The organism is Litchfieldia salsa (assembly GCF_900104555.1).
GTDB lineage: Bacteria > Bacillota > Bacilli > Bacillales > Bacillaceae_L > Litchfieldia > Litchfieldia salsa.
Genome location: NZ_FNJU01000014.1, coordinates 39639 through 51928, shown reverse-complemented (window position 1 = coordinate 51928; position 12290 = coordinate 39639). Strand labels below are relative to the sequence as shown.

Annotated in this window: 10 protein-coding genes; 1 reads left to right on the top strand and 9 read right to left on the bottom strand. The window is 37.6% G+C overall.

All coding sequences use genetic code 11. The features are described from left to right. Positions 1–82: 82 nt before the first annotated feature. Together BLQ56_RS19665 and BLQ56_RS19660 are read right to left on the bottom strand one after the other, a co-directional pair. The gene (locus tag BLQ56_RS19665) at positions 83–1099 is read right to left on the bottom strand and encodes an ABC transporter substrate-binding protein (protein WP_090858572.1); all 1017 of its coding nucleotides are present in this window, start codon (positions 1097–1099) and stop codon (positions 83–85) included. A gap of 211 nt (positions 1100–1310) precedes the next feature. Beyond that, positions 1311–2063, bottom strand: coding sequence for an AraC family transcriptional regulator (locus tag BLQ56_RS19660; RefSeq protein ID WP_238457330.1), 753 nt, complete (start codon positions 2061–2063; stop codon positions 1311–1313). Positions 2064–2344: 281 nt separating this feature from the next. Between BLQ56_RS19660 and BLQ56_RS19655 the strand changes: the two genes are divergently transcribed. Beyond that, positions 2345–4312: a right-handed parallel beta-helix repeat-containing protein gene (locus tag BLQ56_RS19655; protein ID WP_090858566.1), complete on the top strand. Its 1968-nt coding sequence runs from the start codon at positions 2345–2347 to the stop codon at positions 4310–4312. 107 nt (positions 4313–4419) lie between these two features. On the opposite strand, the gene BLQ56_RS19650 is transcribed toward BLQ56_RS19655, so the two are convergent. From BLQ56_RS19650 to BLQ56_RS19620, 7 genes are all read right to left on the bottom strand, one after another. Then, entirely contained in the window at positions 4420–4989 is a 570-nt protein-coding gene (locus tag BLQ56_RS19650; RefSeq protein ID WP_090858564.1) for an SF0329 family protein, read from the bottom strand. A 35-nt stretch (positions 4990–5024) separates the two neighbouring features. Then, positions 5025–5591 carry a Uma2 family endonuclease gene (locus BLQ56_RS19645; protein ID WP_090858561.1) on the bottom strand — a complete coding sequence of 189 codons (567 nt, stop codon included), beginning with the start codon at positions 5589–5591 and terminating at the stop codon, positions 5025–5027. Between the two features lie 367 nt (positions 5592–5958). Further along, positions 5959–7242, bottom strand: a complete 1284-nt coding sequence (locus BLQ56_RS19640) for an SLC13 family permease (protein ID WP_090858558.1) — start codon at positions 7240–7242, stop codon at positions 5959–5961. Between the two features lie 104 nt (positions 7243–7346). After that, positions 7347–8519, bottom strand: coding sequence for a sialidase family protein (locus BLQ56_RS19635; RefSeq protein WP_090858555.1), 1173 nt, complete (start codon positions 8517–8519; stop codon positions 7347–7349). Between the two features lie 300 nt (positions 8520–8819). Further along, a complete protein-coding gene (gene pdxA, locus BLQ56_RS19630) occupies positions 8820–9824 on the bottom strand; it encodes a 4-hydroxythreonine-4-phosphate dehydrogenase PdxA (RefSeq protein WP_090858553.1) in 1005 nt (334 codons plus the stop codon). Then, on the bottom strand, positions 9772–11106 hold the full coding sequence (locus BLQ56_RS19625; protein ID WP_090858550.1) for a four-carbon acid sugar kinase family protein: 1335 nt from the start codon (positions 11104–11106) through the stop codon (positions 9772–9774). Before BLQ56_RS19625 ends, pdxA begins: the two co-directional genes overlap by 53 nt. A 10-nt stretch (positions 11107–11116) precedes the next feature. Beyond that, a complete protein-coding gene (locus BLQ56_RS19620; RefSeq protein ID WP_090858547.1) occupies positions 11117–12280 on the bottom strand; it encodes an iron-containing alcohol dehydrogenase in 1164 nt (387 codons plus the stop codon). Positions 12281–12290 lie beyond the last annotated feature (10 nt).

Sequence of the window (12290 nt, the reverse complement as noted above, 5' to 3'; positions counted from 1 at the left end):
TATTTCTCTTTAAAAGCTATAATCCTATTGTCGCATAAACAAACAAAATAGGGGAAGATATATCTACCCCTATCATGCTATCTTATTTTTCTAATTCAAATCTATCATAAACATCATCTAGCATTAGGTTTGCTGCGATAATTCCTCCAGCCATGTTCCAAGTGACTTCATCAACCATGTGAACCTGTTCTGCTTTTACCGCATCAAGATTTTTCCATAGTGGATGAGCTGTCCACTCCTCGAACGTTTTTTGTACGGCTGGATCATCTTCATTAAAGATGTAAAACACATCTGCATTCATTTCTGTAATGCTTTCTTTATCCGTTAATTGGACTCCCCACTCTTCACTTTGTTGGTTCTCAGGACGAGTGAATCCAAGCTCTGCTAAAATAGAACCAGCAAACCCAGTAAAGTAAATACGTGCATGATCTGCTCTAAAGTTTAAGATCGACACATTAACAGGCCACTTATCACCAAGCTTATCAGCAACCTTTGTTTGGAAATCAGCAACTCGGTTATCCCAAGCAGCAAGAAGCTCATCAGCTTTTTCTTGTTGATTCATTGCTTCTCCCATTAACTCCACTGTACCTTTGAAATCAAACACAGTCTCATGTGCAACTGTTGGTGCAATCTCACTTAATTGTGCATAAACTTCTTCATGACGAAGCTTTGAAGCAATGATTAAATCTGGTTTTAGCGCTGCAATTTCTTCTAAGTTTGGCTGAGTTTCAAGACCAACAATCTTAACTCCTTCTAAATCAGCACGAAGATATTCATAATTTGGTTGTTGAACCCAAGATTCCACCACACCTACTGGCTTTACTTCAAATGCAACAATTGCATCTGTCGCACCTTGGTATAATGTAACAATTTTTTGTGGTGTTCCTTCTATCTTTGTCGTTCCTAATGCATGTGTAATTTCACGAACATCTGCTTCTGCTTGTTCTTCTTCAGCACCTGTATCCTCTGTTTGTTCTGATTTATTCTCAGTAGCCGGTGCTTCCTCAGCCCCCTGGTTTCCACAAGCTGCTAGAAACATCGTAAAGACCAAGATAATAGCAAGTAAAGAAAATTTTCTATTTAAGAAATATGTATTCATTGTTCCTACTCCCCTTTTTTTCACTTTATTTATCTATTAATGATAATGATAATTGTTATCACTACAATAATGAATTATACACACACAATTTTGAAAAATCAATAGTTTTTTAATAATGATTTTCATTCTCAATGATAAAGTTAGGCTCTAGATTCAACATTCTTTCTACTAACTTCCCCACCAGGCAAACGATCAATTTGTCTAAATAATCCTAAGGTAATTCTCTAAATTCTCTAGGTGAATGACTAGTGATTCTTTTGAAATTACGATGAAATGACCTAAGGTTATTATACCCGCTATTTATAGCTATCTCCCCAATCGGTTGCTGACTATTTTTTAACAGATAACAAGCTTGTGAAATTCTATAGTGATTCAAGTATTCAGTAAATCCCATATTCGTCATTTGGACAAAAAGTTTGGACAGGTAGGGATAATCATATTGTAATTCTTTTGCGATTGCTTTCAGCGTGCAATCCTCTTTATAATTCCTATCCACATACAGTAGAATTTTATGTAATACTTTCGTCTTGGTTGAGTGTTCCACAGGAACAAATTCAGTGTTCTCGACCAATGCACTGCAAATATCATACAGAAAGCTTTTCTGTCTATAAATGGAATCTAGTTTATTCAAATCAGGGATCTTACTTAAGTGAATCACATTATTTTCTGGGACATATCCCCTATAATTCATGAAAAAATGGCCAATGAGTTCAGGTGAAAAGATAACGATGGAAATGTCGGAATGGTCCATGGTTTTAAATTCATGCATTTGGTTATTAAAAATAAATGCGATATCATTTTGATTCATTACATACTCTTTTTGATTAATTTTTACTAGTAATTCCCCTTCATTGACAATGATGAGTTCGTAAGCTCTATGAAAGTGAAGAGGAAAGGTATTATTAACTGGTTTAAAAGATTGAAAGAATTCTTTCTCTTCAATTCCGTGATCTTCAAAAAACACCAAAAGCTTCTCCCCCTAAGAAAAGCGCAAGCGCCTTGCTCAGCCCCGACAGGCATAAGACGAATCACGCAGGAAATCTTGATTTCTGAAGTGATTTGACTTATGACCCCGAGGGGCTAGGCGCTGGAGCTAGACACTAAAACTGAGTGTGAATTTTTATACTTCTTAACATTTAAAATAAACACTAATATTGTCTTAAATTATACTATATTTTGAATAGAAACCTGCATTGCTTTGCTCCTATAATGAGCTTAGGTTTGATATATAAAGGGGGAAGGAAAATGACGTTTGAATATCATGTAGCAAAAAACGGCTCTAATCATGCGGAAGGATCGAAACAAAACCCGTTTTTAACCATTAATAAGGCAGCCTCTGTTGCTCAAGCAGGGGATACTGTTATTGTCCATGAAGGGGAATATCGGGAATGGGTAAAACCGAAGTATGGCGGCTTAAGTGAATATCGAAGAATTACTTATCAAGCAGCTAAAGGTGAGAAAGTTGTCATTAAAGGCTCTGAGCAAATTCAAGATTGGGAACAGGTTGAAGGAACTGTCTGGAAAATTGTTCTACACAATGAATTCTTCGGAGATTATAATCCATACAAAGAAAAGATTTTCGGTGACTGGATTGTGTATGGTTCAGAAAAACACCTTGGTGACGTTTATTTAAATGGCCAATCCTTTTATGAGGTAGAAACTTTTGAACAGTTAAAAGATCCAGAAGTGAAAACAGAAGTGTTAGACCACTGGACAAAGACAGTTGTTCCCGTACATAACCAAGAACAAACAAAATTTGTTTGGTATACAGAAGTTGATGATGACCATACAACAATCTATGCTAATTTCCATGGAGAAAATCCTAATGAAGAATTAGTAGAAATTAATGTGCGCAAAGCTTGTTTCTATCCAGAAGAAATTGGCGTCAATTATATTACCGTGAGAGGTTTTGAAATGGCCCAGGCGGCTACACCATGGACTCCGCCAACAGCTGATCAACCAGGATTAATCGGTCCTCACTGGAGTAAGGGATGGATCATCGAAGATAATGTTATCCATGACGCAAAATGTAGTGCGATTAGTATCGGTAAAGAAATTTCTACAGGTCATAACTATCGTACGATCCGCAAAGATAAATCAGGATATCAATATCAGTTAGAATCAGTCTTTTCTGCGATTAAAATTGGCTGGAATAAAGAAAAAATCGGTTCCCATATCATCCGAAATAACACAATCTATGATTGTGGTCAAAATGGTATAGTAGGTCATTTAGGCTGTGTATTCAGTGAGATTTATAACAATCATATTTACAATATTGCATTAAAGCGCGAGTTTTATGGACATGAAATTGCTGGAATTAAGTTACACGCAGCAATTGACGTTCAAATCCATGACAATCGTATTCACGACTGTTCTTTAGGAACATGGTTAGATTGGCAGACACAAGGTACAAGAGTGAGCAGAAATCTATTTTACAGAAATAACCGCGACTTGTTTGTCGAAGTTAGTAGTGGCCCTTATATTGTTGATCACAATATTTTAACAGCAGATTATGCTTTAGATAACCATGCCCAAGGTGGAGCTTATATTAATAATCTAATTCGCGGGAAAATGGTCCAACGCAAAATGCTTGATCGTCCAACACCATATCATGTACCACATAGTACAGAGGTAGCTGGCTTTGCTCCTGTATATGGTGGAGATGATCGATTCTACAATAATATCATTATTGGTGACAAGTCTCTGAAAGTAGCTGGTACGTATGGAACATCCTCTCCAGAGCTAACAAATGAATATGTTGGTACTGTTCACTATAATGGTTATACAACATCACTTGAGGAATACATCAAGACAGTGGATCAAGAGGGTGGTGACCACCGTACATTCCATAATGTTGCACAACCTGTTTATATTAATCACAATGCATACTATAATGGGGCTGAATCGTTTGAAAACGAGAATGAAAGAGTTGTAGCAGATCAATTTAATCCCTACATTAAAATGATCGAAGATGGAGATGAAGTTTATCTTTCTATAAACCTTCCAGAAGACTTTGAGTCATTCCTTGGAGAAATTCAATCTACCAAAACTCTAGAAAGAACACTTATTGTTGATGCAGAATTTGAAAATCCAGATGGTAGCGAAATAATCGTGGATAAGGATTTATTAGGAAAACAACGTGCAGAAAAGAGTGTATTAGGACCCATTGCAAATTTACAAGCAGGGAAGAATTATATAAAAGTTTGGGGCTAAAGGTTAAGATTTTACTAGTCTTGATAAGATAACAAAATACTAAAAAACGCCATTCATGAGAATGGTGTTTTTTAGTATTTTAACATTTTTTGTTAAAAATTAGAATATCATAACGTTCTAAGCCGTAGTTCATAAAAATACTGCACAACTGGATGCTTTAACTTCATTTCTTCATTCATGTTTAAGATTCGTTTTTTTCCAACCCGTCTATCCACCAAAGCTAGTATATTTAATAGGATATCATCGCTCTTTAAGCTTTCCTCTATAGGAGTGGATAAGAACTTAGTAGCTACAACGGTAAAATTTGATTTACTTAATGATGACTGCGCTGTCACAATCTCCTTTGCATATTGTGATAATTTTCTACTCCTTGCAATAACTTGTAGTCGATCCTCCGGTACTTTCCCCTTGGTTTCTTTTCTTACCACTTCAATTTCCTCATTATTGATAGGGAGTTGGATATCTGAATCATTCTTAATTTCTAACTCTGTCTGATACCATCTGATTAAGGTAGTTCTATCACTCATATTGAATACATTCTTTTTATCAACTGAAATATAACAATTTCCTGCTTTATCCGGTAAATAACGGTAGCTGGTTGCACGATATTCAACCCTTCCATATAGTGCAGGACAGAGAAAACTCTCCAGATTTTGCTTCAATTTGCTCCAGGCCATGTAATTCTCCTTCATTTTTATATATTAAAAATAGGTTAGCTCTTAAAAATATCCTCTATATCAATTCCAAAACCTTCAAACAATCTAGATGTAACTTCACCTTTGCTTTTTTGCATATCATGTTGTTCATACATATTTTCATCATTAAGGGCATATACCGTCACCGCATTCAACATTGGGTTAACAATCCAATACTCTTTGACACCAAAATTCATATAGAGATTTAACTTTGTAATGAGATCATATGACTGATTGGAGGGGCTTAAGATTTCAACGATTAGGCTTGGAACACCAACATATCTAGCATCTGTAAAACCATCTTTATTACATATGATGCTGATATCTGGGATGACAATTTTGGTTCCATTCACTTTTTCATCTTTTAATTCAATGTCATATGGCGCATGAAATAACTCACATGGGTTTCCTTCAATAAAATCCTCAAATTTGTTCTCAAGCTTTCTGGATATACGTTGATGTTTTGTTGATGGTGATGGTGACATATAAACAAATCCATCTATATATTCTAGTAACGCATCAGAGTTTTCACGGATTTGAAAATATTCATCAATTGACATGGTCTCAGTACGGTATTGATTCATTTCACCTGTCCCCTTTTCTCTACTATTACTAGTTTTATTTTACCATGTTTTGTTTACAGCTACTTACCTATAAACAAAGTTGGGAGAGAAAATGATTCTACTGAGGAATCCTATGTTGAGCGTGTGTTGTGCTTTTTCATTGTTCGCTGTTTCTATACAAAGCGAGGGGCATGATTATATCATGCCCCTCGTAAGGTTGTAAAAAGCCACATCCATTCCTACTATATTCTCATGTATTATTCTATTTTTCAGTATTTTCTGTTTATAAAGGTTGTGAAGCTTACCTGTTTAAAATCAAAAACGATTCTCTTAGATGATCATTACTGCAACTCTTCCCACTTAATCCTACGTTCCTTCTTTTCCTTTATCAGTTTACAGGGAATAGAAGCATAGCTCCTACACATAGCGCAAGAATACGGAATAGGTACATAGGTACTGAGAATAACCAGAACTGTGGAAGCTTATATTTACCCATGCCTAAGATCATAGCAGGCATACCATCGACTGGCATGTATCCTCCGTTCCACCCTGATATTACAACTGCAGTGGCTGCAGCAACAGGATTGAGTCCTAAACTCATACTAGTAGCAATAGCGATTGGAGCAAATATGAATACAGAACCCATATTAGAACCAGTAAAAGTAGCACAAGTACTAGTTAGAAGTGCAAAGATGAAGATAAGAATGAATGGGCTTACATTAGTACCTAATGAATTCGCCACAACATCACCAATCATAACTGTAAATCCAGAGTTTGCTAGAGCGTCAGCAACTCCTATAACACCAGCCATCATAATGATTACAGGCGCACCCATATTATCCCGAACTTCCTTAAAGTCAAGTACGTTAATGATTAGCAAGAAGGCACCTGCAAGGCCAGGGATTACAAAGGCAGCATTGCCCAAAACGCTCATGAGCATCATACCAACAACACTGATAATAAAAACAGCGATGGTAGCGTATTCTTTCCATGCAGGCAAAGCCTCAATCTCAATCGTAGCCGCCACCTCATTATATTCAGATGCTTCCGTAATTGGATGATCTGGTAGAAGGCGATAAGCAATCAAACTCCATGCCAAGAAACCTAGAGCAAGGATGAAATTCACTACAGCAAACTTAGACATAGATAGCCCGCCGGTATAACCTGCCGTTTCCAGTACGCTAACAGTAACACCATAGAATAGTGCGACATTGAAAGGAATCAAAGGGTGATTAGTAGCAAACCCCAAAGGCATCATCAGTTTTGACGTAGGCATCTTTTTATTGTAAGGGATAGTAGATATTAAGGATAGAATCAGTACATAATAACCAGTGGACCCGGAACCTACTAAACTAGCACCAAGCATAACTACCACTAGCAATAGAGCATAGCTCTTATAACCGCCCTTATTTACCAAAGCAAGCATAGAGGACTGAACCCTACCAATCAAGGTAGTCTTCATTAGTCCCGCCATAACAACCATAAAGCCAGCGACCATGACAACGCTTGAGTTTACGAAGCCTGCGAAAGCCTCCGGAACAGTTGATAGACCGGTGACTACTAGGAGGAGGCATGCCATAATTGGTGGTGCACCGAAAGCGAATTTATCTGACATGATCATTACAATCATCAAGGTCAAGATACCAAGGGCAAGAATCATTTCGATTGTCATATTTATTTCTCCTCTCTTTACACAACCAAGTTAACTGGAATTTTGTTAACTTGGTTTTATCCCAATTTGACTATCAAAAAAACAATTATGTGATAAATTAATATCTAACTTATTTCTCCAGATGTAGGATTGTAAACCCCTTCATTTTCACGTTTCTCACCATATATATCCTTAACTGAAAAGCTGTTATATTTTACAGAAATTCTATTCTTATATGCGTATACTAAATGTATACGTCCTTCCGCATCTTGATAAATAGTAGGGTATTCAAATTGAGAATTATTCGTTTTATTCTCCGCTCCAATGAAACCTTCTGCGTGTTCAATTATTCGACCGATTGGCCAAGTATTTCCGCCATCTTCAGACACTGAAACCACCACTGGATTTCTTAATCCAGGCCATGCTACCTTACCTTTTTCAGGATTATTAGCAGAGTTTGCATTATATGCAATAGCAATAGCACCATTATCCAGTTTGATTGCACTTATACTTGAATTATTATTTGGCAAGGTTGTTGGCTCAGGCACTGTCCAAGAATCTCCATAATCCGTTGACTCACTTCTATAAATGTAATCTGCAAATCTACTTCTCATAAATGCTACTAAATGACCATCTTCTAATTCTATAACATTGGCATGTACTCGCCCGTTACTTTCAGGCATACGCACTTCTTTCCAAGTTAGTCCTTCATCATCTGATACTTGAAATACTGTAGGATCATTTGTAAGACCAAATTCTGAATCTTCACATACCCATGTGCTAAATATCCATCTACCATTACTTAATACTTGAATAGTTTGTCGCGCAAAAGTACCAGGCTGGCTAAATAATACTTCTGGTTCAGTCCAACTTTCACCATTGTCGTATGTTTTCTGATATTTAATAATTGACGTAAACTGCATATTATCTTTATCTGGTCGTCGACCTTCCTGAGAAGTATATATTACCCATACTGAGTTATCTGGTGCGCGGAAAAATGATGGGTTTTGCTCACTACGTGCATCATCCTGAGAGATAATTTTCGGCTCATTCCATACCCCTGATTCTTTATTAAATTTTGATAATACAATTGAAATATCGGGACTACCTTCAAATGAACCTGCAAACCATGCACATAATAGATCCCCATCATCTAACTTAATAATTGTTGGTGCATGTGCGGTTGGGAAAGGACCAGATGGTATTAAAGCAAAATCAATATTTGTATAAGCATCATAATATAGTTTACCGTTAAGAATTGACTCGTTAACTACTAATTTATTACTACTACTAATCACCCTAATCACCTTATCTTTCCTATTAAATTTCCAGCCTAATTATCGACTTTAATCTATCTATTACATTTGTTCCGATGGGATATGCCCTTAGTACTACTATCCCACAAAGTAAGGGGTTACATTTTCTAAAAGCATATATTGAGATTTTAGATCTGATACCCCTGTTCTTTGTTTTATGGGGGAACTTAAGTTGATTCCTCGCCGTAAATGCCCGAACGATTCCAAATCAATTCACATTATACGAGAAAATTTTTCTTTAAGCCCCCTTAAAACTCTTTTTACATAATGTTATCCTAATTCTTAATTAAAAATTTCCTTTGGAGTCAAATCTGCAGCAGATTGGATGGCTGCAAGCATACTTCTTTCATCAGCTATATTTTTTCCGGCAATATCAAATGCAGTACCATGGTCTACAGAGGTTCGTATAACACCACCATTTAAACCAACCGTGATATTAACCCCCTCTTCCAAACCTAATACCTTTATTGGTACATGTCCTTGATCATGATAACAGGCAACAACTAAATCAAAATCACCACGAACTGCTCGGAAAAATACGGTGTCTGCAGGGTGTGGACCACTTACATCTATCCCTTCAGCAATTGCTTGCTCAATTCCCGGAACTAGTTTTTCTTCCTCTTCCCCTTCTCCAAACAAGCCATTTTCACCCGCATGTGGATTAATTCCACAAACTGCGATTCTTGGATTTGTATAGCCCGCACGAGTTAATGTTTCGTAGGCAAGCTTAACCACTTTATACGTCCGTTCTGGCGTAATAGAATGAACTGCTTTAATCAGACCAACATGTGTGGTCAAATGTATGACCTTTAATTTGGGTGAAGATAACATCATCGAATAATCCACCGTTTCCGTTAATTCTGCAAGGATTTCGGTATGTCCCGGATATAGATGTCCACCCTTGTGAAGCGCTTCTTTATTTAATGGTGCGGTACAGACCGATTGAATCTCTCTGTTCTTCGCAAGTTCAACAGCCGTCTTCAGATATTGAAATGCAGCATCTCCCGCTTGTGGTGATAATTCCCCAAAAGGAAGCTCAGCAGGTAGTAAGTCCAAATCGATACAATCTATTTTACCAAATTCAAATTTGCTTTCAGTGACAGATGCAACCGCCGCAACAGTTAATGCTGATTGAGTGATACGGATCGCTCTTTCTATCATTTTCGCATCACCGATCACAACTGGTCTGCATATTTCGTAAACAGCTGGATGGCCCAAGGCTTTCACGATGATCTCAGGACCCACTCCTGCGGCATCGCCCATGGTAATCCCTATAATTGGCTTCATCATATTCCCTCCCCTGAAGTTTATAAACGGCTTTCAACATGACTTCCTTTGAGCCAAAATTCCCAGCCTTAGTTACAATAAATAACTCTTTGTCAGTGGATACCCGACCAAGTGGAATTCCTGATTCTACTTCGTCAAGTAAAATAAATTCATTCGCATTTAATTGCAGGAAAACCTGTTGAGCGGTATCTCCACCAGTTAAAAATAAATAATGTAAATCATGAACACGACTCATTTTTGCAGCAATTTCACCCAATACCATTGAAATGATATTACTGATTTTAACTGCATCATATCCCAGTTGATCTCCAATTTCACGGGTTTCATTCATATTATTAGAAGAGTATAAAACTACATTTTTCCCTTGTAAAAAGGCCTCTTTAGCCTCAGACAGGAGCCGCAATAATTCCATTCCCTTTAGATCTTCACCCTGTAAAATTTTTGCCGAATTCATTTCTAATCCAACAGTATCTGAAAAGTTTAAAAGATGCTGCAACTGGGACCTCCCTGTTGCACTAACACTCCCAACAACCAGAAGAACAGGTTCATGATGAGTAGGCATAGGAAGGGTTTGTTGGACTTGTTTAATCCCGTAAATCTCCGGTAAATAATTCATTAAACCGGCAGAACCGACCCAAACGACAGAGAAATCGGTTTGCTGAATCAACTCCACTAACTTTTCCAAATCGGACTCTTGAACTGAATCAACCGTAATATATGAAATCTGGTTGCTCTTACAGGAAACCAGTTTATCCATGATTGTTTCATATCCTTGATGAATTTCTTGGAATGTAATATGTTCTACCTTCCGCTTGGATTGATTCTCTATAAGTCTTTTAATCTCTGATTCCCTAACAGGTGTTTTTGGATCCCTTGCCACCTCGGTATTCTCCAATTTAACAGAATTCAGATAATGAATCCCATTAATGACTTTACGCCCATTTACCGGAAAGGCAGGGGCAATTATCACGAAATCCGGGGAAAAGGAATCAAAGATGGCATTGATTTCTTCTCCAATATTCCCTCTCATGGTCGAATCAATCTTTTTATAGATCAAGTCAACAGGTCCTGATTTTATCGTGCCACAAATCTTTCTCACTCTTTCGTAAGCCTCAGCTCCGGTAACAGAGCGACTGTCTGTATTGTAAATAACTGCGTCATAGTCATAATTTCTTTCAGAATGTTCCTGTACTACAACGGACACATTTAAACCAAAACGGACTAGTTGCCCTCCACAATCACTTGCCCCCGTTAAATCATCCGAAATGACTGATATTCTCATAATCTAGGCATTATAGCAGCTGGCGATAAATCGCTTCAATATCTGCTAAACTTAATTTTTTCGGATTATTATTTAATAAACGGGTGACTTGTGAGGCTGACACAGAAATTTCCGGCAATTCTTCTTCTTTAACACCATAGTTTTTAAGATCTTGAGGGATTTCTAATACATTGGTCCACTCAATGATTTTTCCTACAACTTTTTCTGCCAATTGACTGTTGGAAAGACCTTGAACGCTGATCCCCATAGGTTCAGCCACTAAAGCCAATCGGTCTGTTATCGCATCCATATTGTATTTCATGACATGTGGAAGTAGCATAGAATTTGCTACACCATGAGGAATTTTATATTTTCCTCCCAAAGGATATGCCAGTGCGTGTACGGCTGCTGTTCCGGCACTTGTTAATGCCATCCCACCATACATAGACCCTACCAACATTTTTTCTCTAGCTTCAATCGATTCTCCATTTTGATATGCTTCCACAATGCTCGAGGAGATTAACCGGATCGACTCTAAGGCAAACATATCACTGATTGGATTTGCCTTTGTTGAAATAAAGGATTCTAGAGAATGAGTAAAAGCATCCATCCCTGTTGCAGCCGTGATTGGCTTAGGTAATTTTAAAGTAAGCACAGGGTCAAGAAACACAAGAGTTGGAAGTAAATACTTACTTACAATACCAACCTTTAATTCTTGGTCAGGCAGGGTCACAATCGCATTGGGAGTAACCTCTGCACCGGTTCCGGAAGTGGTTGGAATCAAAATCGTAGGGACTCCCGGATTAGCCACAAGGTCCGTTCCCAAAAGCTGCTCCACCGAGGAATCGTTTGTTTTTAACACTGAGAGAATTTTTGTCGTATCAAGAACACTTCCCCCACCAATACCAATTAATACATCATAGTTCTGACCTGCCGTTGCTTCAAATACTTGTTCAATATTCTCTAATGTTGGTTCTGGCAAAATGTTCGTATTAGTATCAACCGAAATTCCGTTTGCCTCCAATTGACTAACTATTTGTTCGACAAAGCCCAAGTCCACCATCGGCGGCTGTGTAATGACCAGTGCTGATGCTACCTCCACTCCTAGTAAATTCAATTTTTCACCAAGTAACTGCAGTGAGTTTGGTCCTGCTACAATATTCTGTGCTGTTTGAAATTGATAAATTGTTTGCATTTCCATCCAC

Coding starts and splice junctions, on each gene's coding strand:
- BLQ56_RS19665 (WP_090858572.1), bottom strand. CDS start 1,099: ATGAATACATATTTCTTAAATAGAAAATTTTCTTTACTTGCTATTATC.
- BLQ56_RS19655 (WP_090858566.1), top strand. CDS start 2,345: ATGACGTTTGAATATCATGTAGCAAAAAACGGCTCTAATCATGCGGAA.
- BLQ56_RS19650 (WP_090858564.1), bottom strand. CDS start 4,989: ATGGCCTGGAGCAAATTGAAGCAAAATCTGGAGAGTTTTCTCTGTCCT.
- BLQ56_RS19645 (WP_090858561.1), bottom strand. CDS start 5,591: ATGAATCAATACCGTACTGAGACCATGTCAATTGATGAATATTTTCAA.
- BLQ56_RS19640 (WP_090858558.1), bottom strand. CDS start 7,242: ATGACAATCGAAATGATTCTTGCCCTTGGTATCTTGACCTTGATGATT.
- pdxA (WP_090858553.1), bottom strand. CDS start 9,824: ATGAAGCCAATTATAGGGATTACCATGGGCGATGCCGCAGGAGTGGGT.
- BLQ56_RS19625 (WP_090858550.1), bottom strand. CDS start 11,106: ATGAGAATATCAGTCATTTCGGATGATTTAACGGGGGCAAGTGATTGT.
- BLQ56_RS19620 (WP_090858547.1), bottom strand. CDS start 12,280: ATGCAAACAATTTATCAATTTCAAACAGCACAGAATATTGTAGCAGGA.